The organism is Pseudomonas asuensis, from assembly GCF_014646755.1.
GTDB classification, from domain to species: Bacteria; Pseudomonadota; Gammaproteobacteria; order Pseudomonadales; family Pseudomonadaceae; genus Chryseomonas; species Chryseomonas asuensis.
Window position 1 is genome coordinate 104,229 of the sequence record NZ_BMNW01000004.1, and the last position, 21,497, is coordinate 125,725.

At 58.1% G+C, this 21,497-nt stretch carries 20 protein-coding genes; 16 read left to right on the forward strand and 4 right to left on the reverse strand.

Annotated features, from left to right (window positions below):
* Positions 1 to 452 precede the first annotated feature (452 nt).
* The 3 genes from dctP to dctM all read left to right on the forward strand — a co-directional run bounded on the left by dctP (position 453) and on the right by dctM (position 3,463).
* Positions 453 to 1,445, forward strand: a complete 993-nt coding sequence (dctP, locus tag IEX86_RS09925; RefSeq protein WP_188865971.1) for a C4-dicarboxylate TRAP substrate-binding protein DctP — start codon at positions 453 to 455, stop codon at positions 1,443 to 1,445.
* A gap of 108 nt (positions 1,446 to 1,553) precedes the next feature.
* Complete coding sequence (locus tag IEX86_RS09930) at positions 1,554 to 2,183, forward strand: TRAP transporter small permease (RefSeq protein WP_188865972.1); 630 nt, start codon at positions 1,554 to 1,556, stop codon at positions 2,181 to 2,183.
* On the forward strand, positions 2,180 to 3,463 hold the full coding sequence (dctM, locus tag IEX86_RS09935) for a C4-dicarboxylate TRAP transporter large permease protein DctM (protein ID WP_188865973.1): 1,284 nt from the start codon (positions 2,180 to 2,182) through the stop codon (positions 3,461 to 3,463). Before IEX86_RS09930 ends, dctM begins: the two co-directional genes overlap by 4 nt.
* A 55-nt stretch (positions 3,464 to 3,518) precedes the next feature.
* On the opposite strand, the gene IEX86_RS09940 is transcribed toward dctM, so the two are convergent.
* A complete protein-coding gene (locus IEX86_RS09940; protein WP_188865974.1) occupies positions 3,519 to 4,220 on the reverse strand; it encodes a DUF1294 domain-containing protein in 702 nt (233 codons plus the stop codon).
* Between the two features lie 408 nt (positions 4,221 to 4,628).
* Positions 4,629 to 5,879 (reverse strand): acyltransferase family protein, encoded by a 1,251-nt coding sequence (locus IEX86_RS09945; protein WP_188865975.1) that lies wholly within the window; start codon positions 5,877 to 5,879, stop codon positions 4,629 to 4,631.
* A 227-nt stretch (positions 5,880 to 6,106) separates the two neighbouring features.
* Here IEX86_RS09945 and IEX86_RS09950 point away from each other — a divergent pair, with 227 nt between their 5' ends.
* The gene (locus tag IEX86_RS09950) at positions 6,107 to 6,616 is read left to right on the forward strand and encodes a hypothetical protein (RefSeq protein ID WP_188865976.1); all 510 of its coding nucleotides are present in this window, start codon (positions 6,107 to 6,109) and stop codon (positions 6,614 to 6,616) included.
* Positions 6,617 to 6,654: 38 nt separating this feature from the next.
* Here the strand turns inward: IEX86_RS09950 and IEX86_RS09955 are convergent, their stop codons facing one another.
* Together IEX86_RS09955 and aptA are read right to left on the reverse strand one after the other, a co-directional pair.
* Positions 6,655 to 8,151 carry a CoA-acylating methylmalonate-semialdehyde dehydrogenase gene (locus IEX86_RS09955; RefSeq protein ID WP_188865977.1) on the reverse strand — a complete coding sequence of 499 codons (1,497 nt, stop codon included), beginning with the start codon at positions 8,149 to 8,151 and terminating at the stop codon, positions 6,655 to 6,657.
* A 61-nt stretch (positions 8,152 to 8,212) separates the two neighbouring features.
* Positions 8,213 to 9,556, reverse strand: coding sequence for an omega-aminotransferase AptA (aptA, locus tag IEX86_RS09960; RefSeq protein WP_188865978.1), 1,344 nt, complete (start codon positions 9,554 to 9,556; stop codon positions 8,213 to 8,215).
* A gap of 11 nt (positions 9,557 to 9,567) precedes the next feature.
* Between aptA and IEX86_RS09965 the strand changes: the two genes are divergently transcribed.
* The 12 genes from IEX86_RS09965 to IEX86_RS10020 all read left to right on the forward strand — a co-directional run bounded on the left by IEX86_RS09965 (position 9,568) and on the right by IEX86_RS10020 (position 21,494).
* On the forward strand, positions 9,568 to 9,777 hold the full coding sequence (locus IEX86_RS09965) for a hypothetical protein (protein ID WP_188865979.1): 210 nt from the start codon (positions 9,568 to 9,570) through the stop codon (positions 9,775 to 9,777).
* Positions 9,778 to 9,942: 165 nt separating this feature from the next.
* Entirely contained in the window at positions 9,943 to 10,485 is a 543-nt protein-coding gene (locus IEX86_RS09970; protein ID WP_188865980.1) for a sugar dehydrogenase complex small subunit, read from the forward strand.
* 3 nt (positions 10,486 to 10,488) lie between these two features.
* Positions 10,489 to 12,093 carry a GMC family oxidoreductase gene (locus tag IEX86_RS09975; RefSeq protein ID WP_188865981.1) on the forward strand — a complete coding sequence of 535 codons (1,605 nt, stop codon included), beginning with the start codon at positions 10,489 to 10,491 and terminating at the stop codon, positions 12,091 to 12,093.
* A gap of 8 nt (positions 12,094 to 12,101) precedes the next feature.
* Positions 12,102 to 13,460: a c-type cytochrome gene (locus IEX86_RS09980; RefSeq protein WP_229685300.1), complete on the forward strand. Its 1,359-nt coding sequence runs from the start codon at positions 12,102 to 12,104 to the stop codon at positions 13,458 to 13,460.
* Positions 13,461 to 13,539: 79 nt separating this feature from the next.
* Positions 13,540 to 14,463 (forward strand): LysR family transcriptional regulator, encoded by a 924-nt coding sequence (locus tag IEX86_RS09985; protein WP_188865983.1) that lies wholly within the window; start codon positions 13,540 to 13,542, stop codon positions 14,461 to 14,463.
* 161 nt (positions 14,464 to 14,624) lie between these two features.
* Complete coding sequence (locus IEX86_RS09990; protein ID WP_188865984.1) at positions 14,625 to 15,368, forward strand: gluconate 2-dehydrogenase subunit 3 family protein; 744 nt, start codon at positions 14,625 to 14,627, stop codon at positions 15,366 to 15,368.
* 3 nt (positions 15,369 to 15,371) lie between these two features.
* The gene (locus tag IEX86_RS09995) at positions 15,372 to 17,159 is read left to right on the forward strand and encodes a GMC family oxidoreductase (protein ID WP_188865985.1); all 1,788 of its coding nucleotides are present in this window, start codon (positions 15,372 to 15,374) and stop codon (positions 17,157 to 17,159) included.
* Between the two features lie 11 nt (positions 17,160 to 17,170).
* Positions 17,171 to 18,511: a c-type cytochrome gene (locus IEX86_RS10000; protein WP_188865986.1), complete on the forward strand. Its 1,341-nt coding sequence runs from the start codon at positions 17,171 to 17,173 to the stop codon at positions 18,509 to 18,511.
* Between the two features lie 134 nt (positions 18,512 to 18,645).
* A complete protein-coding gene (locus IEX86_RS10005; protein ID WP_188865987.1) occupies positions 18,646 to 18,945 on the forward strand; it encodes a YkgJ family cysteine cluster protein in 300 nt (99 codons plus the stop codon).
* 267 nt (positions 18,946 to 19,212) lie between these two features.
* A complete protein-coding gene (locus tag IEX86_RS10010; protein ID WP_188865988.1) occupies positions 19,213 to 19,776 on the forward strand; it encodes a hypothetical protein in 564 nt (187 codons plus the stop codon).
* 186 nt (positions 19,777 to 19,962) lie between these two features.
* On the forward strand, positions 19,963 to 21,156 hold the full coding sequence (mltA, locus tag IEX86_RS10015; RefSeq protein WP_188866333.1) for a murein transglycosylase A: 1,194 nt from the start codon (positions 19,963 to 19,965) through the stop codon (positions 21,154 to 21,156).
* The gene (locus IEX86_RS10020; protein WP_188865989.1) at positions 21,153 to 21,494 is read left to right on the forward strand and encodes an FKBP-type peptidyl-prolyl cis-trans isomerase; all 342 of its coding nucleotides are present in this window, start codon (positions 21,153 to 21,155) and stop codon (positions 21,492 to 21,494) included. The genes mltA and IEX86_RS10020 overlap by 4 nt, the downstream gene beginning before the upstream one ends.
* The last annotated feature ends 3 nt before the right edge of the window (positions 21,495 to 21,497 follow it).

Sequence of the window (21,497 nt, forward strand, 5' to 3'; positions counted from 1 at the left end):
ACTAGAAGTAAGAGCGCGCACAGAGAAGGACAAATGAACAACAAGCTTGAACTGATTCACAGGTGCACCCTGCAAAAAACACCAATTACGACATAACTGAGCAGAAAGTGTCGTAATTGGACAATTACCAAGCGGCGGAAAACCGCCAAATAACTGCAATAATGGCGGTTTGCCGCCAACGCTTAGCAAAAGCTCTGCCGCTTGGTTAAGCGGGCTGGACTAACGGTATTCAAGAAGCCTCTATTCGGCGCTCTAGAACGCTAGTCTTGAAATCATTGTGACACAATATTGCACGCTGCAGACCCTCTCTATTTCTCGGCATGTAGCTTGCCGTACGATGTGTAGAGGCGAACTTTGCAGGTGCCGTCTAAGGTCGTTATTGAATAACGAACGCGGGTACGCGCGCTGCCTTCACCGCCCAGTGCTAATAATCACAAGAAAGGAATAAAGGTATGTTCAAAATGACCGTAAAGGCGCTGGCTTGCGCCCTCTCGCTTGGCATTGCCGGACTGGCCCATGCTGCTGATCCCATTGTCATCAAGTTCTCCCACGTCGTTGCCGAGCACACGCCTAAAGGGCAAGGTGCGGTCCTGTTCAAGAAGCTGGCGGAAGAGCGGTTGCCCGGCAAGGTCAAAGTCGAGGTCTATCCGAACTCGTCCTTGTTTGGCGATGGCAAGGAAATGGAAGCACTGCTGCTAGGCGACGTGCAGATCATCGCGCCATCCCTGGCTAAGTTTGAGCACTATACCAAGCAGATCCAGGTCTTTGACTTGCCGTTCCTGTTCCAGGACATGGCTGCCGTTGACCGCTTTCAGCAGAGCCCTGAAGGCCAGAAGCTGCTCAAGTCCATGGAAGACAAGAACATTACCGGTCTGGCCTACTGGCACAACGGTCTGAAGCAACTATCCGCCAATAAAGCACTGCGCGAGCCGAAGGATGCCCGTGGTTTGAAGTTCCGGGTACAGGCCTCTGCCGTGCTTGAAGAACAGTTCAAGGCCGTGCGCGCCAATCCGCGCAAGATGAGCTTTGCCGAGGTGTATCAGGGCCTGCAGACCGGTGTGGTCAACGGTGCCGAGAACCCCTACTCCAACATCTATAGCCAGAAGATGTACGAAGTACAAAAGTACATCACGGAGTCCAACCACGGTCTTCTGGACTACATGCTGATCACCAACACCAAGTTCTGGAATGGCCTGCCTGCCGATGTGCGCAGCGAGCTGGACAAGATCATTGTGGAAGTGACTGCCGAAGTGAACAAGCAGGCTGATAGCCTGAACCAAGGTGACAAGCAGCGTATCCTGGATGCCAAAACCACCGAGATCATCACTCTGACGCCAGAAGAGCGTGCCAAGTGGCGCGATGCCATGAAGCCGGTCTGGAAGAAGTTTGAGGGCGAAATCGGTGCTGATCTGATCAAGGCCGCTGACGCTTCCAACCAGAACTAAGCACACCCTTTAGCGCGGGTAAGCTAAAAAGCTACCCGCGCAATGACGGATGGGCTGCCTCAGGGCAGACCCATCTCACGTCTGCCCTGCTTGGCGGGAGATCAATCGATGAGCGCCCTACGACGTATCTGGGACCACTTCGAGGAAGGCTTCATTGCTTTTCTCCTGGCGGCCATGACGCTTGTGACCTTCACCTACGTCATTCTCAACAACTTCTATACGCCTTTCTATAGCCTGGGTGACTACCTGGGCGGCAACGAAACCTTACTGGCTATCGGCGACAAGATCCTCGACATGGCCCAGTCCATGACCTGGAGCAGCGCCCTCACCAAAGCCCTGTTTGCCTGGCTGATTTTCTTTGGCTTGGCCTATGGCGTACGCACGGCCGGGCATATCGGCGTCGATGCACTGGTCAAGCTTGCAAGCAAACCGGTTCAGCGCATCATTGGTCTTATCGCCTGCCTGTGTTGCCTGGCCTATGCAGGCCTTATTGCCATTGCCAGCTTTGACTGGGTAAGCACCTTATTAGGCGCCAGCATTGGCGCGGAAGACTTGGGCCACTTCGGGATCAAGCAGTGGCACATCACCCTGATTGTGCCGTTTGGCTACGCGATGGTGTTTATTCGCTTCCTGGAAATCTTTATCAGAATCATACGTAACCAACAGACAGGCCTTGGGTTGGCTGACGAAGCCGCCGATGCCCTGAAACTTAAAGAACATGAGGGGGAGAAACCATGACTGTCGTCTTTCTCTTCGTTGTACTGTTCGCGTTGATGTTTATCGGCGTACCCATTGCCGTGTCGCTGGGCCTTGCCGGCTCGGTCACCATCATGCTGTTCAGCCCCGATTCGGTTCGCTCACTGGCGATCAAGCTATTCGAGACGTCCGAGCATTACACACTACTGGCCATTCCGTTCTTCCTGCTGTCTGGCGCCTTTATGACCACGGGCGGTGTGGCAAAGCGGCTAATCGACTTTGCCAATGCCTGCGTGGGCCATATCCGTGGTGGCCTGGCCATCTCGGCCGTACTGGCCTGCATGTTGTTTGCTGCCCTGTCCGGCTCCTCCCCCGCTACGGTTGCAGCGGTAGGCTCCATCGCTATTGCCGGCATGGTCCGCTCCGGTTATCCACAGGCCTTTGGTGCAGGTATCGTGTGTAACGCAGGTACCTTGGGCATTCTGATTCCGCCGTCCATCGTCATGGTAGTGTACGCAGCGGCCACCGAGCAGTCGGTCGGCAAGCTGTTCATGGCTGGCGTCATCCCAGGTTTGCTGCTGGGCGTGGTGCTAATGGTGGCGATCTACATTGTCGCTCGAAAGATGAACCTGCCCGCCCTGCCACGCGCCACGTTTCGTGAGTTTCTCACTACTGCGCGCAAGGCAATCTGGGGCCTGCTGTTGATGGTGATCATCCTCGGCGGGATTTACTCAGGTATGTTCACCCCGACCGAAGCCGCCGCCGTCGCTGCAGTGTATGCCGGGTTTGTGGCCCTGTTCGTCTACAAAGACATGACCCTACGTGACTGCCCCAAGGTACTGCTGGAGTCCGGCAAGCTGAGCATCATGCTGATGTTCATTATTGCCAACGCCATGCTGTTTGCCCATGTGCTGACCACGGAGCAGATTCCTCAGCAGATTACTGCCTGGGTAATCGAGATGGGTCTGCAACCCTGGCAGTTCCTGTTGGTTGTGAACGTTCTGCTGCTAGTTGCCGGTGCGTTCATGGAGCCGTCGGCCATCATCCTGATCCTGGCACCGATCCTCTTCCCCATCGCCATGCAGCTGGGGATCGATCCGATCCACCTGGGCATCATCATGGTGGTAAACATGGAGATCGGCTTGATCACGCCGCCGGTAGGGTTGAATCTGTTCGTGACATCCGCCGTGACAGGCATGCCGCTGGCCAACGTCATCCGCGCGGCCATGCCGTGGTTGATGCTGCTGATCAGCTTCCTGTTGATTATCACCTACATCCCGGCGATTTCGATGGCCTTGCCGAATTGGCTAGGTATGAGCTGATTACGTCCTGCAATACCACAGCCCGGCTAACATGCCGGGCTGCTTCTTTCTGCCCTTAGAAAAACAGCGGCAGGCGGTCCAGCAAATGCAAGCGGTGCAAAAACAACTCATCGATCCAGAGCGCCTGATGCAGCAATACGATAATCCAAAAGGCAGCCTGATAGCTCACCTTGCGGGTCTTGTGGCGAAAGACCTGCTGCGCAATGAGTCCACCCGGCCAACCGCCAGCCAGCTCAAGCAGATGCAGGGTATTTTCGGGGATACGCCGCTGGTTCTTTAGCGCACTGTGCTTGTCATGCCAGTAAAAGAGGACCGCCAGAAGGCTTGCGCCACCATACAGGGCCAACGGAAAGAAGCCATGCCGAGTAGACAGGACATGCAAGCTTCCCCAAAGCGGCAATATACAGAGCAAGGCAAAAACGGCAAGCTTGATTGGCAGATCGCGAATGCCCTCACGGCTCTGACGAGGCGGGCGCGATGCCTGTGTAGGTTTAGAGGCAGTCTTGGCAGGCTTGGATCGTTGGCGAGCCGAGGGTTTATCCAGCGCCATCCCAACATCCAGACGAATATGCTCTGCCCGCAGGCGCCCTTTGCTATCGGGCGCAGCGATGTACAAGACCTTGTCGCCTGCAACCGGCCACCGATCACCCCGTACCGCCGAGATATGGGCAAATACCTCATCCCCACCCTGGCTCGGCCGGATAAACCCAAAGCCCTTCTGGTCGTTCCAGCTCTTTAACGTCCCGCGCTGTTCCATTTACCCGTTCTGCCTGGAAAAAGCGGGCATGCTACCGGAACGATAAGCGTCAGTAACGGTGTGATTGGCTGATGAGTATCGTGTTGCTTAGCCTGCACCATACCTCAGACCGCCCCCTCCTATGAGCGACTGATCGTAGCGATACAGCCCCTTGGATCACGGCGCGCACGCCTTGAACGGCGCACTGGCAGAGTGGTCGATCAGGAACACCGCTACCCGGCAAGTATGCTCCTATGTCGCCGACCTTTGCCTTTGAAGCCTACCGGGGCGTCAGTAATGTTCAACCGGTCTGATGAAGGTGCTCAAGAGAACCTGCAAGGGCATCCAGGGGCGCGTTGAGGTCGCAATAAAAAACCGCCATTAGAGGCGGTTTTTTATAGGTCACTCACATCAGGTCAGCTACACGTCCTATGCCCCTCGGTTCCTTTTGTACTTCTGAGGCAGGTGTGCTTCCAGCCAGCGACGCAAAGGCCCGACCAGAAAGCGTTGTATCAAAAGGCCCAGACCAATAACCACGATCAGGTGCGGGATAAGGCTCCACAGGGGGATGGCTACTACATCGCTCAGCACATCGCTGACAGCATCACTGATCGCGTCGCTAGCGGCCTCATGCGCCTGGGTAAAGAAGGCCAGCAGATGCCGTGTCCACGGGTCAATCAGGCTGATCATGGGCGTGTGAATGGCAAAGATGCACAACGATGCCTCGCCCAGCCGCCGGGCCAGTTGTTGCAGGGAGGCGCTTTCAGGCGCACGAAAGGTAGCGCACGCCAACAGTAGCAACCCCTGGAAAGGCGTTAGCAAACCATTGTGAACGAGATAGAACCAGCGGCGCCCATCTTGCTGCAAGAGCCATGCGCCGATGAAGAGTCCGCTCAGGCCAACCGCAATCAGGCAATACCGGTAACGCCCCGCCAACTGAGCCAGTGAAGGTTCCTGCAAGGCGCGGTACAGGATGACGCCGATAAGAAACTCCGGTAGGCGGATCACCGGGTTGCGGTGAATGACGCCTACGGTCACATAGTCATAGGCATGCAGCCACGTCGCAAGCAGTGGGACCAACAGGTAGGCGCCCCATAACGCGAACCCTATCAGTATCCAGCGGCGAGCCGCCATCAGGCGTGGTGCCAACAGGGGAAAGAGGATATAGAAGAACAGCAGGGCGGAAATGGACCAGGTCGCACCGTTGAGCCAGAGAAAGCGCGGCTCCCAGGACTGAAGCAGCAGGACCTGCATCAGGATATGAACACCCGCCATAAACCAGGAAATAGGCAGCAGCTCTTCAAGCCCTTCCCCATCCTCCAGCGAAGCATAGGGATGCTGGTTGTAATATACCGGCACACCGTCTGCCGAAGGGGCATTCATCGCCAGCACGCCCAAGGCAATAGCCAACGTCATGAGGTGGATGGGATAGAGATTGCATAATCGTCGTGCAATAAAGCCAGCCTGACTACCCTTCATCTTACCCTGGTCATCCAGGCAGACATGCGCCAGCAAAAAGCCGGACAACAGAAAGAAGGTGCTAGTCGCGTAAAAGCCCATGCCCACGAGCTTTTGAAATAGCCACGGTGCATCACCGTACAAGCCGCCCAGGTGGTAGACCACCATGTAAAGCGCCATTAGAAAGCGAAGCCACTCAAGGCCGTAGTAATGCTTGGTCATAGTAAAGGCGAAACGATCAGAACAGTCATCGAACCGTCATTATGCCAACATTGGGAGCAGGCTCGTTGCGAGATATGTTAGCGCGCTGAAACACATCACCCGTTAGCGACAGTGACATGCCCTCGCTTGAGTCAGGCGCAAACAGGTATCCCATCTACGAAGCATCAATTTCCGAGATGGTCAGTATCTCTGTGCTTCATTTTTAGCTTCAGGAGAGTGGCTCGATAATGAGCGCATTGAATCTTCTTGCTGAGGCAATCATGAAAGCGCTCATTAAACACAGTAAGGCTGCCCTGTTAATCGCGCCTCTGTTATTGGCCGGCTGCGCAGTAAGTGCTCCGTTTAACGGCGCCCCGGAAGGTAACGATGCTCAGGCATCGGTTAGAACCAACGGTGGGCAGCTAACCGTGGACAGCATTAAACCCGCTGACGGCCAATACACCTTGCGCGTATCGAGAACAGCGCAGCACCCGTCCTATTCCGAATGCAGCACAGCGGTGATTACCTCTGGTCAGGAGCAGTTTCAGACTGATGTCGTGCAACGCCAGCAGTACACCAAGTCGGACTACAACGTCACCTACGACCTGACGCTGAGCAACGCCCAAATGCAGCGGCTGGCGGGTAATGACACCCTAAACGTTCAGCTCTGCAATGTTCAGTACTCGGTTTCAAACACGCAGATCAATGACCTGCAAGCCAAATATCTGGCTGTGATCAAGGCGGAGCCACAGGCCTGAGGGCTAACCTTTCGGCTAGCCCCTGGACACTGGGTGAACTAGCCGTTACTGGGGAATGCAAACTGCGCCGCTTCATGCGTGGCGCGTTGCGGCCAGCGTTGGGTGATGGTCTTGCGGCGGGTGTAAAAGCGCACGCCGTCCGGGCCGTAGGCGGCGAGGTCGCCAAAGATGGAGCGCTTCCAGCCGCCAAAGCTGTGGTAGGCCACCGGAACGGGTAGCGGGACGTTGATGCCGACCATACCTACTTCGATCTCGTCGCTGAAGAGCCGTGCGGACTCGCCGTCGCGAGTGAAGATACAGGTGCCGTTGCCATACTCGTGAGCATTGATCAGGGCGATGGCGTCTTCCAGGCTATTGACGCGCACCACGCACAGCACCGGACCAAAGATCTCTTCCTTGTAAATGCGCATGTCAGGCGTGACGTTGTCGAACAGGCAGCCGCCGAGGAAGAAGCCGTTGTCGTGGTCGGCAACCTTGAGGCTGCGGCCATCGACGACCAGCTTGGCACCAGCCGCTTCGCCGTCTTGTACATAGCCGGTGACTTTTTCCAGCGCGGCCTTAGTGACCAGCGGGCCCATGTCGAGGCCTTTGCAGGTGCCGGGGCCAACCTTGAGGCTCTGGATTTGTGGCGTCAGGCGCTCGATCAGCGCATCGGCAATCTGGTCGCCCACGCACACCGCCACGGAGATAGCCATGCAGCGCTCGCCGCAGGAGCCGTAGGCAGCGCCCATCAGTGCGCTCACGGCATTGTCTAGGTCAGCGTCAGGCATCAGCACCGCATGGTTCTTCGCACCGCCCAGGGCCTGGACGCGCTTGCCGCGGGCAGCGCCTTCCTTATAGATGTATTCGGCAATCGGGGTGGAGCCGACAAAGCTCAGCGCCTTGACCTCGGGCGCCTGGATCAATGCATCGACTGTTTCCTTGTCGCCATGCACCACGTTGAGCACGCCCTTGGGCAGGCCGGCTTCGTACATGAGTTCAGCAATCAGCAGCGTGGAGCTGGGGTCGCGTTCGGAAGGCTTGAGGATAAAGCAGTTACCGCAGGCAATCGCCAGCGGGTACATCCATAAGGGCACCATGGCCGGGAAGTTGAACGGTGTGATTCCTGCTACTACGCCCAGCGGCTGGAAGTCGGACCAGCTATCAATGGCGGGACCGGCGTTGCGGCTGTATTCGCCTTTGAGCAGCTCCGGTGCGGCAGTGGCGTATTCGACGTTTTCGATACCGCGCTTGAGTTCACCGGCGGCGTCTTCCAGCGTCTTGCCGTGCTCTTCACTGATCAGCTGCACGATACGCTGTTCGTTCTGCTCCAACAGTTGCTTGAAGCGGAACAAGACCTGAGCGCGTTTGGCTGGTGGGGTGTTGCGCCAAGCCGGGAAGGCCGCCTTGGCCGCGTCGATGGCCTTTTGTACGGTGTCGCGGCTGGCCAGTGGCACTTGATGGATGACTGCGCCGGTCGAAGGATTGTAGACGTCTGCCGTGCGGCCGGTTTCAGCGAAGGGCTCGCCGTTGATGAGGTGGTTCAAGGTGGTCATGTCGATTCCCTGTAAAGGCGGCGCGTCGAGTAACGGTGACGCGCCGCTGTACGAAAAATGATCAGGCTGTGGCGTTGAGCGCTTCGCCCACGGCATCGAACAGCCGATCCAGCTCTTCCGGCGTGCTGATAAAGGGTGGGCCGAATTGCAGGGTGTCGCCGCCAAAGCGGACGTAGAAACCGGCCTTCCACAGTTTCAGCGAGGCCTCGTAGGGGCGGACAATGGCGTCGCCGTCACGCGGGGCCAGCTGAATCGCGCCCGCCAGACCATAGTTACGGATATCAACGATGTGCTTGGCACCGCGCACGCCGTGGATACGCTGCTCGAAGTGCGGCGCCAGCTCGGCTACGCGCTGTACGAGGTTGTCCCGCTCCAGAATTTCCAGCGCAGCCAGGCCTGCCGCGCAGGCGACCGGATGCGCGGAGTAGGTGTAGCCGTGACCAAACTCGACGGCGTAATCCGGCGTGCCCTGGTTCATGAATGTGTCGTGAATTTCGGTGGTCGCTACCACCGCGCCCATGGGGATCACACCGTTGGTGATCTGCTTGGCGAGGTTCATGATGTCGGGCGTGACGCCAAAGCTGTCCGCACCAAACATGGAGCCGGTGCGGCCAAAGCCGGTAATCACCTCGTCAAAGATCAGCAGGATATTGTGCTGCGTGCAGATCTCACGCAGGCGCTGCAGGTAGCCCTCCGGCGGCACGATTACACCGGCCGAACCGGACATAGGCTCGACGATGACCGCCGCGATGTTAGAGGCATCGTGCAGTTCGATCAGTTTGAGCATTTCGTTCGCCAGCTCGACGCCGGTCTTGGGCATGCCCTTGGTGAATTCGTTGCCCGGCAGCAGGGTATGCGGCAGGTGGTCCGCATCCATCAATTGGCCGTACATCTTGCGGTTGGCGCCGATGCCGCCCAGGCTGGTACCGGCAATGTTCACGCCGTGGTAGCCGCGGGCGCGGCCGATCATCTTGGTCTTGGTGGCCTGTCCTTTCAGACGCCAGTAGGCGCGAGCCATTTTCACGGCCGTGTCCGCGCACTCGGAGCCTGAGTTGACGAAGAACACGTGATTCAAGTCGCCCGGCGTCAGGCTGGCGATCTTTTCGGCCACCTTGAAGGACAGCGGATGGCCGTACTGGAAGCCCGGTGAATAGTCGAGCTGCAGCGCCTGCTTACCTACCGCCTCGGCAATTTCCTTGCGGCCATGCCCCGCACCCACACACCACAAGGCAGACAGGCTGTCGTACAGCTTGCGACCCCGATCGTCGGTCAGGTACGCGCCTTCAGCCGCCACCAGAATGCGCGGGTCTTTCTTGAACGCGCGGTTGGCGGTATAGGGCATCCAGTGGTGAGTCAGATCAAGCTCGCTGGCAAGCGGTGGCGATACGGTCAGGGGCTGGTTCATGGAGGGCCTCGATGAGCACAGGAACGCAAGTGCCGCCACAAGCCCAGCCAGCTGAAGCAGTCAGCGTGTCAGTACGCAGCGGCGGTTTTTATAAGCCTAGCTTGCGGCTGAACATAGATGAGTTAAAGCGCATTTTTCTCAACATCACTCCAGTAAAAACTCATCTAAAAGATCAATCATTACCTTATGGCCCCTTAAAGACATCATATCTCTTGGCTTAATGGCCCTACTAATAGCAATTGAATATTATTCTCTTTAAACGGCTTAAGGACGGTACTTATAGAGCACTATAAATATCAAAAGCCTTCTAATAGATAGCTTGCTAAAAGATTAGTTGTACGACAACATTGTGCGACAAACTGCCACTATGGGCTTTTAAGATTGTCATGTTGTATCCCACTGAAGAATCGGCCGCACCGCTGAAGCCTCAGCTGTCACGGCGTGTGTTTTTGGCCGGAAGTCTTGCGGCGGCTGGCTGGGTTATGGGCCGTCAGCTAGCTCCGCTCGCTTATGCTGCTGATGTAGCAGGCATGGAGCCAGCCAAGGCTGCCTTTATGAATGTTTCACAGGTCATTACAGGGCGCACGCAGCTTGATCCCGGCCTAAGCCAGCGCCTGTATACCGCGTTGAGCGAGAACGATCCTGCTTTCACGGACCGCATTCAGGCGGTGCATCAGTACATTGTCGCGCATCAGATAGCCGCTGCAGACCTTCAGGCTGCCCTTGACCGCGACGCGAAAGACCTGACTACCCTGCCGCGCCAACTCGCCACCGCCTGGTACATGGGCATCGTAGGTGAAGGCAAACAGGCACGCTGCATCGCATTCGAAGATGCACTCATGTACGCCGTAGTCAGCGATCAACTCAAACCCCCGAGCTACGCCTTTGGCGGTTATGGCTCCTGGGCCGTCAAACCTTCCGAGGCCTAATCCATGGCAGAACAGCTTTCCGCTGATGTAGTCGTCATCGGCTCGGGCATCTGCGGCTCATTGGCCGCCCAGAAGATTGCCCAGACCGGCGCATCCGTTCTTATTCTTGAAGCCGGTCCGCGCGTGGACCGCGGCACCATTGCGGCAAACTTCCGCAACTCGCCGCGCAAGAACGACTTTATGTCGCCCTACCCCTTCTCTGAGTGGGCGCCTCATCCAATCTACCAGCCTGAAGACAATGGCTACCTTGAGCAGGCGGGTCCCTATCCCTATCCGGCTGAATATATTCGCATGGTTGGCGGGACCTCCTGGCACTGGGCAGCGCAGGCCTGGCGCATGCTGCCCAACGACTTTGTGCTTCAGAGCAAATACGGTGTCGGACGTGACTGGCCGATCAGCTATGACGATCTAGAGGCGTTTTACTACGAGGCCGAGGTCAAGATGGGCGTATCCGGCCCGGAGAACAATGGCTCGCCGCGCAGCAAGCCGTTCCCGATGGAGCCGGTGGCCATGTCCTGGCTGGAACAACGCTTTCGTGACCGACTGGCCACTGGCGGCTACGAGGTCATTACCAATACGACGGCTCGAAACAGCCGTAACTATGACGGTCGTCCGGCCTGCTGTGGCAATAACAACTGCATGCCGATCTGCCCGATCGATGCGCAATACCACGGCGGCCTGGCTGCTGCAGCGGCCGAAGCAGCCGGTGCAAGGATGGTTACCAATGCGGTGGTCTATCGCATCGAGCATGATGCTAAAGGCCGGATTGCCGCGGTGCATTTCTATAACCCGGACAAGCAGTCCACCCGAGTCACTGGCAAGCAGTTCATTCTCGCTGCCAACGGCATAGAAAGCCCAAAGCTGCTGCTCCTGTCGACCAGCGAAAAATACCCAAATGGCATCGCCAACAGTTCGGGCATGGTGGGTCGTAACCTGATGGACCACCCTAGCAATTCGCTGACTTTTGAAGTGGACGAGCCCCTATGGCCCGGCCGGGGCCCCATGAGCCCTGCGTCTATCCAGGGTATGCGTGACGGTGACTTCCGCTCGACGCACTCTGCCTTCCGCCTGGATATCAGTAATTCCAACCGCACCCAGGCCGTAACCACAGGCCTGATCAAGGAAGGCATCTATGGTGAGGAGCTGGAGCGCCGGATTCGCCATCAAGCGGCTCATCAGGTCAGCATCAAGAATGTGCTTGAGCAACTGCCAAACCCGGAAAACCGCGTCACGCTTAGTGATCGCAAGGACAAGCTGGGCATCCCAACACCACGCATTTCGTACTCCATTGACGATTACGTCGAGCGGGGAATGGTGGAGTCAAGCCGCATCTATGAGGACATTGCCCGTCTGATGGGCGGCACCAACCTCAAGCACAGCCCGCAGGGCAAGTACAGCAACAACCAGCACATCACCGGCACCATGAGCATGGGTCATGATCCGAAGGACTCGATCGTCGATGCCTACGGTCGCACCCATGATCACGAAAACCTGTTCATTGCCAGCACCGGCATCATGCCTACCGTGAATACGGTCAACTCGACGCTGACTGCCGTAGCCCTGGCGCTACGCACGGCAGACCACATGATCAAGGCAGGTTTGACATGAACGCAGCCATGATCACAAAAGGCCTGGCAGCGCTCATGTTGACCCTGGCAGGTACGGTTGCACAGGCGGCTGACCCTGCACAGATCGAGCGGGGCCGCTATCTGTCGACTGCGGCGGATTGCGTAGCCTGCCATACGACCCATGACGGCAAACCGTTTGCTGGTGGGTTGCCACTGGCGACGCCGCTGGGAACGATTTTCTCAAGCAATATCACGCCGTCGAAAACCAGCGGCATCGGTGACTATACCGAGGAGCAGTTTGCGCGGGCGGTACGCGAAGGCATTCGGGCGGATGGGGCCAACCTGTATCCGGCCATGCCGTATACGTCCTATGCCAAGATCACCGATGACGACATAGCTGCCATGTACGCGTACTTCATGAGCGGCGTTGAGGCGGATGATCACAAGGCGCCGGAAACACAGCTGCCTTTCCCCTTCAACATCCGATTGTCCATGGCTGCATGGAACCTGATCTTTTTGGATAAAGGGCAGTTCGTACCTGATACGTCCAAAAGCGATGAAGTCAATCGGGGCGCTTACCTGGGTGAAGCGCTGGCCCATTGCGGCACCTGCCACACCCCACGCAACTTTCTGATGAGCGAAGTTAGCAGCCGGGCACTATCAGGCGGCAGCCTGGGCACCTGGTATGCACCGGACATTACACCAGACGTCAACAGCGGTATTGGTAGCTGGTCCACTGAAGAGCTGGTCAGCTATCTCAAGACCGGTCACGTTGAAGGCAAGGCACAGGCCGCCGGTCCGATGGCCGAAGCTGTCGACCATAGCCTGCGTCACCTGAGCGATGATGATCTCAAGGCGCTGGCCGTCTGGCTCAAGCAATTGCCATCGGATGGGGACAAGGCGGACTCCCAACCTGCCCACGGCTGGGGCAAGCCGGTTAACTACCTGAGCGAGGTTCGTGGCGCTCCGTTGCCAGCCGACCACAGCCAGATGACTGGGCCGCAGCTGTACGATGCGTACTGTTCGTCCTGCCATCAGGCCGACGGCTCGGGCAGTGCCGACAAGGTGCTACCTTCGCTTTATCACAACACTGCGCTTGGTCATCGCAATACGGACAACCTCGTGATGGCGATTCTCAAGGGGGTAGAACGTGCGCCGGATCAGCCGAACATCCAGATGCCGGCCTTCGAGCACCTGCTCTCCGATCAGCAGATCGCCACGCTGGGCAATTACCTGCAAACCCAGCTGGGTAATCCTGAGGGCGAGGTTACAGTTGCCCGCGTAGCCGAACTCAGAGCTGGAGGAGCGCCCTCTCCGCTTCTGAAGCTTGCCCGCTACGGTCTGATAGCAGGCGGCATAGTGCTGATTGCTCTCGCATTCTGGCTACTGCGCCGCCGTTCTACCTGAGTGACAGGCTCCATCCATCAGGGTGGAGCCTGAAACCCTCAACCCGGTATCCTGTCGGCCTTCGTACGGGATACCCATCATGAGCACTTCGCGCAAAGCCCCGCTTGGCCAAGTCAGCGATTTCGATATCCGCCTCCTGCGTCTGTTCAAGACGGTGGCGGAATGCGGCAGCTTTGCAGCCGCAGAAAGTGCCTTGGGTATCACCCGCTCGGCTATCAGCCTGCACATGGGCGACCTGGAGAAACGGTTGGGAATGCGCCTGTGCCAGCGCGGTCGCGCCGGGTTTGCCCTCACGGATGAAGGCCGGGAAGTGCTGCGGGCCAGCCAGAGCCTGCTGGCTGCGCTGGAAGGTTTTCGCAGCGAGGTGAATGCCCTGCATCAGCAACTGCGGGGCGAGCTGAACATCGGCATCATCAACAACCTCGTTACCTTACCGCAAATGCGCGTGACCCATGCGCTGCGCAAACTGAAGGCATTAGGTCCGGGTGTGCGGGTAAACATCGGCATGATGACGCCGGGCGAGATCGAGCGTGGGGTGCTGGACGGGCGACTGCATATTGGCGTGGTTCCGCTGATCAACCCGCTATCCGGCCTGGAATACACCGCGCTCTATGAGGAGCGCTCGCAGCTGTATTGTGGTCATGAGCATCCTCTGTTCCACCAGTCCGATGAAGAGATCCCGGACGAGGCGCTACGCATGGCCGATGCTGTAGCGCCGAATTATCGGCTGACGGCCGAGGCGCTGGAGCGGCATCAGACACTCAACTGTACGGCCACCGCATCGGATCGCGAAGGGATTGCCTTTCTACTGCATACCGGCAGCTATATCGGGTATCTGCCAGATCATTACGCCGCCAGCTGGGTGATGCAGGGTGCCCTGCGCCCCCTCAAGCCGGAGCGCTTCTTCTACTCTATTCCGCTCTGTGCCGCGATGCGCAAGGGCCGCCGCCCCAACTTGATCCTCCAGCGGTTTCTGGAAGCGCTTGAGCATAGTCAAACCTGACGGGCCATCCAGCTTTATCCATACATTTTAAAGGGTCATCAGGAACCTGCCCGCGGCGCGCCGGTCGATGGTGAGGCAATCTGTCGCAGATCCGCACAAATTGTTACACTTAAATGCTTAGCTTACTAACATTTAAAGCCTGATAGCTGATGGGAATCCTCATGTCCGTTGATGATACGTCTAACGCCCGCCGCGACTTTCTACGCAAGTCTCTAACTCTGATCCCCGTGGTGACACTCGCCACTACAGGTGGCGCCAGCCTGGCTCTGGCCGAGACGAAAGAACGACAGCGTGACGAGGACAAGCCGGGCCAGAGCGCCCGCGCAGACGCCTATCAGCCTACCTTTTTCACGCCGGAAGAATGGGCGTTTATCCACGCCGCTGTCGCCCGGCTGATTCCGGCTGATGACCGGGGCCCCGGCGCAGTGGAGGCCGGCGTACCGGAATACATCGACCGACAGATGAATACCCCCTACGCCCAAGGGGCAAACTGGTACATGCAGGGGCCTTTCCAACCCGATGCGCCCTCGGAGATGGGATACCAGCTCAAGCTCAATCCGCAACAGGTTTTCCGCCTGGGCATCAAGGCTGCGGATGACTGGTCGCGTCAGCAACACGGCAAGCCGTTTGCCGAGCTGGATACCGCCACCCAGGATGCTGCACTTCGGCAGTTCGAAGCCGGCAAGGCCGAGTTCGACCCGCTTCCTGCCAAGACATTCTTTGCCGCTCTATTGCAAAGCACCAAGGAGGGCTTTTTCTGCGATCCGATCCACGGCGGCAACAAGGACATGGTGGGCTGGAAGCTGGTGGGCTTTCCCGGCGCCCGTGCCGACTTCATGGATTGGGTGGAGCGCGACGTGGCGTACCCCTTCCCGCCGGTTTCCATCCGCGGCGAGAGGGCTTGATCCATGGCAAAAGTAATGCAGAAAGCCGATGTAGTGATCGTAGGCTTTGGCTGGACCGGAGCCATCATGGCCAAGGAACTGACCGAGGCGGGTCTTTCCGTGGTCGCGCTGGAGCGTGGCCCGATGCGCGACACCTACCCGGATGGTTCCTATCCACAGGTGATCGACGAGCTGACCTACAGCATTCGCCGCAAGCTGTTCGCGGACACATCCAAAGAGACCGTCACCATTCGCCACAATGTGAGCCAGACGGCACTGCCCTATCGTCAGCTCGGTGCCTTTCTACCCGGCGATGGCGTAGGGGGTGCGGGGCTGCACTGGTCCGGCGTGCATCTACGGGTCGACCCGGTGGAGCTGCGCCTGCGCAGTCACTATGAAGAACGGTACGGCAAGAACTTCATCCCGGATGGCATGACCATCCAGGACTTTGGCGTGACCTATGAAGAGCTTGAGCCGTATTTCGATTTTGCCGAAAAAGTCTTCGGCACCTCTGGTCAGGCCTGGACGGTGAAGGGCGAGCTGGTCGGCAAAGGCAAGGGCGGCAATCCCTTTGCGCCAGACCGCTCCGATCACTTTCCGCTTACACCGCAAAAGAACACGGTCTCGGCGCAGCTGTTCCAGAAGGCCGCCTGGGATGTGGGCTACCACCCCTATGACTTGCCCTCGGCCAACACATCCGGCCCCTATACCAATCCCTATGGCTGCCAGATGGGGCCGTGCAACTTCTGCGGGTATTGCAGCGGGTACGTCTGCTACATGTACTCCAAGTCTTCGCCTAACTTGAACATCCTGCCGGCGCTGCGCCAGGAACCCAAGTTCGAACTGCGTGCCGACGCCCACGTGTTGAAGGTCAACCTGACCGACGACAAGAAGCTCGCCACAGGCGTGACCTATGTAGACGCCCAGGGCAACGAGATTGAGCAGCCAGCCGATATCGTCATTCTCGGCGCTTTCCAATTCAACAACGTGCGGCTGATGCTGCTTTCAGGCATCGGCAAGCCCTATGACCCAAAAACCGGCGAAGGTGTGGTCGGCAAAAATTTCGCCTACCAGAACATGGCGACCATCAAGGCCTACTTTGACAAGGACCAGCACTTCACCAACCCCTTCATCGGCGCGGGCGGTAATGGTGTGGCGGTGGATGATTTTAATGCCGACAACTTCGACCACGGCCCTCACGGCTTCGTGGGTGGCTCGCCGTTCTGGGTGAACCAGGCGGGGACGCGCCCTATCGCCGGCGTAAGCAATCCCCCCGGCACGCCCAACTGGGGCAGCCAGTGGAAGGCGGCGGCGGCCGATTACTACAACCATCAGCTGTCCATGGATGCCCACGGAGCGCACCAGTCCTACCGCGACAACTACCTGGACCTTGATCCGACCTACAAGGATGCGTATGGAATGCCACTCCTGCGCATGACCTTCGACTGGAAGGAAAACGACATCAAGATGACGCACTTCATGGTCGACAAGATGAAGCGCATCGCCGAAGCCATGAATCCCAAGGCCATCAACGTGCAGGTCAAGGCGCCGGGAACGCATTTCAATACGGTCAGCTACCAGACCACCCACCTGAACGGCGGCGCGATCATGGGCACCGACCCCAAGACCAGCGCCCTCAACCGTTACCTGCAAAGCTGGGATGTGCACAACGTATTCGTTCCGGGTGCCTCGGCCTTTCCGCAGGGGCTGGGCTACAACCCGACAGGCCTTGTGGCGGCCCTTACCTACTGGTCGGCACGCGCCATTCGCGAACAGTACCTGAAAAACCCCGGCCCACTAGTGCAGGCATGAGGAAGTCGACCATGAAAGCACTTATCTCTGCACTGGCCCTAGGGTTCATCGCTCTGCCTGCTTTTGCTCAAGAAGCCGGACCCGATCAGGAATTGATCAAGAAAGGGGAATACCTGGCCCGCGCCGGCGACTGTGTGGCCTGCCATACGGCAGCCGGTGGCAAGCCCTTCGCTGGCGGCCTGCCGATGGGCACACCCATCGGCACCATTTACTCGACCAACATCACGCCCGACAAGGAAACCGGCATCGGCAACTACAGTTTCGAGGACTTCGACAAGGCGGTGCGTCACGGCATCGCCAAGGAAGGATATTCGCTCTACCCGGCCATGCCGTACCCCTCTTATGCGCGCGTCACTGAAGAAGACATGCGCGCCCTGTACACCTACTTCATGCACGGCGTTCAGCCGGTGACTCAGCCCAACCAGGACGTGGCCATTCCCTGGCCGCTGTCGATGCGCTGGCCCCTGGCTGTCTGGCGCAAGCTGTTCGCGCCGGAGGTTGCCGATTTCAAACCGGCGCAGGGCATGGACCCAGTGGTCGCCCGTGGTGCCTATCTGGTGGAAGGCCTGGGCCACTGTGGCGCCTGCCACACCCCCCGTGGCATTGCCATGCAGGAAAAAGCCCTCAGCGATGCCGACGGCAAAGATTTTCTCGCGGGTAGCGCCCCGCTGGAGGGTTGGGTTGCCAAAAGCCTGCGCAATGACCATAAGGAAGGCATTGCCCGATGGGACGAGGCGCAACTGGTCGAATTCCTCAAAACGGGCCGCTCGGATGACATGGCCGTCTTTGGCGGCATGACACAGGTGGTCGAGCACAGCCTGCAATACATGAGCGACGAGGACCTGACCGCGATCGTCCGCTACCTGAAGACGCTCTCGCCGGTCCATCCGGACGCCCCGCCCTATCAGCGCAACAATGCCGTTTCCGAAATGCTGGTAAAAGGGGATGAAAGCAAGCGCGGCGCAGCGGTCTACATCGACAACTGCAACGCCTGCCACCGCTCGGACGGCCTGGGTTACACCCGGGCTTTCCCGGCACTGGCCGGAAACACCGTGGTGCAGACGGAAGACCCGACGTCCCTTATCCACATTGTGCTGGAAGGCGGCAAGCTGCCAGGCCTCAAGAGCGCGCCCTCAACCATCGTCATGCCTGCCTTCGGCTGGCGATTGAGCGATCAGCAGGTAGCGGATGTGGTGACCTTTATCCGAACCAGCTGGGGCAACAAGGGCGGCCCGGTGGATGCCGATGCCGTTGCCAAGCTGCGCAACAGCGAGAATCGCACCACCTCAGGCGATGACATCGGGCAAACGGCGTATAGCAATCAGCCGGAGCAGAATCCAGCGCCCCGGTAATAGGCCTCTGACGGGTCGCAGGCAGACATGAGAGGCCTGCGGTCCGTCAGTTTTCTTCCTGAGGGATCATTCTTCGTTTTGAGCAGGCCTTAACTGCCGGTAACCTTGCAGCCTGCCTTTACCCAGGTGATCACGTGATTCCACTCCATAACCTGCCCGCCTCTTCACGGCCCGAACCCAGTGTCACCTGTGACACCTGCGCGGCCAAGTGCTGCCGCCTGGAAGTCATGCTGATCACCGATACCGGCGTTCCCATGCGCTTCATCGATGAAGACCAATGGGGCTCGATGACCATGGCGCGCCTGGATGATGGCTGGTGCGCCGCACTGGATCGCGAAATGATGCGCTGCAGTATCTATGAGAACCGGCCGCTGATTTGCCGCGAGTTCGAGATGGGCGGCGACGACTGCCTGGAAGAACGCAACGCCGATTAAAGACCCAGACGCCTATTGGTTAGCTGGCCAATCAACACATAACTTTGTATATGTAAGTGTGTATGTAAAGCTGTTATATACACCGAATGGTTCAGATAGCCCTTGCCATGATGACTGAATGAAAGCGGCATCATCCTGAGAAAAGACACATCCGCCTCGAAATCGAACAAAACTTATACACACTGCGAACCGATGTCCTTTGTACGCGTCAATATCGACCGATTGAAAAGATCCCCCTTGCGTTCTGTTCCACGGAGAGGAAGCCCAATGCGTTTTATGGCCCTTTGGATGGCGTTGTCACTTTTGCCCCTGAGCTGCCTGGCAGATATCAAGGTTGACCTGACCGATTACATCGCACAGGCCTCGGAACCTAAGCGGACCGAGATTTCGGCTAAGTTGCCGCCTATTGTTGAGCAATTCGGCAAGTCGCTGGGCTGCTCCTTCTCGATGGATCCTCGCAATGTCATTCCCTACCAGCTGGAAGGAAAATCGGTTTTCCTGGCGGTGTACGAGCTGGACGTCGGCTGCAGCGGAACGCCTACCGCGACTCGACCACTCATGGCTATCCTGAGCCAGAGCCCGGGAGGTGATTATTTCGTCGATGCCGAATACTCGATGCCCAAGCAGACTTCAGCAGAGCTTCCCAAGCACATCAGCAGCCTTTTTATCAAGAACGATGATCTCTGGTATCAGGGCCTGACCTTCAAGGCGGCCGATGCATCCTGCTGTCCAACCCTGGATGTCACTGGCCGCATCGCCCTGGAAAATGGCGTCTGGAAGGAGCACCAGCGCATGCCACTGGAACGCGTTCCGATAATGGCGACACCGTAGTCCGAACATAAAGCCGGTTAAGTTCAATCAGCGCTAGTGAACATGCCTTACTGTTTTGCAACATGATTCAGCCGGTAGAAAAGTCAGGATCGGTATTTGACGTCACGGTCTGATTTCACCAAGCTACCGGCTCACTCACTAACAAGAACAGTTGACGTGCTTGCCTATCGTTACCCCTGGCGGCTCATGGCCTGCGCCGCCGTCTCCCTGTTTGCACTGCTGGCCGGTTGTGATGATGGTTCGAAGTTCAAGCAGAAGCCGCCAGCCAAACCGCCGGAAGTCGCCACCTATACCCCTGCCCGCTGGGAGGATCTGCCTGTAACCAGTGACGCTGACCTCATGGCCGGCTTCAAGTCCTGGCAGTCAGGCTGCGAGAAGCTCAGGAACAACGAGGCCTGGAGCGCACCCTGTCAGGCGGCTGCTCAGATTCCTTATGATCCACGCGCTGTTCGCGACTTTCTCAAAACTCAGTTTCAGGTCTATAGCCTGCGCTCGCTCAAGGGCGAGCATGGGCTGATCACAGGCTATTACGAGCCGGTCTATCACGGCAGCCTTGTGCAGGATGAAGCCCATCCCGTACCGGTCTATGGCACACCTACCGATCTGATTACCGTCGATCTAGCCAGCATTTACCCCGAACTCAAGGGGAAGCGCCTGCGAGGTCGGCTCGAAGGTCAGACGCTCAAACCCTACGATGACGCCGCCACTATTATGCAGCAGGGGGTAGACGCCCCGGTACTGGCATGGCTGCGTGACCCGATGGACCTGCAATTCCTGCAAATACAGGGCTCAGGCCGAGTCGAGCTGGAAGATGGTCGTCAACTGCGCATCGGTTATGCGAACCAGAATGGGCATCCCTACAAGCCTATCGGGCGTTGGCTGGTGGAACAGGGTCTGCTGCAAAAAGAAGAAGTCAGCATGAGCAAGATTCGCGAGTGGGCTATGGCCAACCCGGATCGTGTCCCGGAACTCCTGGGCAGCAACCCGAGCTATGTGTTTTTCAGCCAGCGGCCGGACAGCAACGAAGCCCCCCGTGGCTCGCTGAACGTACCATTGACGCCCGGCTACAGCGTAGCCATCGACCGTAAGGTGATTCCCCTGGGCAGCCTGCTCTGGCTATCCACGACTCGACCGGATGGCGGCCCCATCAATCGCCCTGTAGCCGCACAGGATACCGGCGGCGCCATTACCGGTGAGGTTCGCGCAGACCTCTTCTGGGGGACGGGTGATGACGCCGGTGAGCTGGCTGGCCATATGAAGCAGGACGGACGCATCTGGATGCTCTGGCCGAAAGGGGCTCCCCTGCCTGATGCAGCGCCCAAGCCCCTGGCTACGCCTGCAAAGCCTCAGAACTCAACAGATACCGCGAGCACGCCATGACCCATGAACTCAAGATCGAAGACCTCCAGCTAGGCGACGGTAAGGAAGCCGTCAAAGGCGCCCTGATTACCACCCAGTACCGTGGAACACTGGAAGACGGGACGGTGTTTGACTCCTCATACGACAAAGGGCGACCGTTCCAGTGTGTGATTGGCACGGGTCGCGTTATCAAGGGATGGGATATTGGACTGATGGGCATGAAGGTAGGCGGCAAGCGGAAACTGTTCGTGCCCGCTCAGCTAGCCTATGGCGAACGCCAGGTTGGCGCGCATATCAAACCAAACTCAAACCTGATCTTTGAGATTGAGTTGCTCGAAGTCCTGACGCGGGACGATTGATCC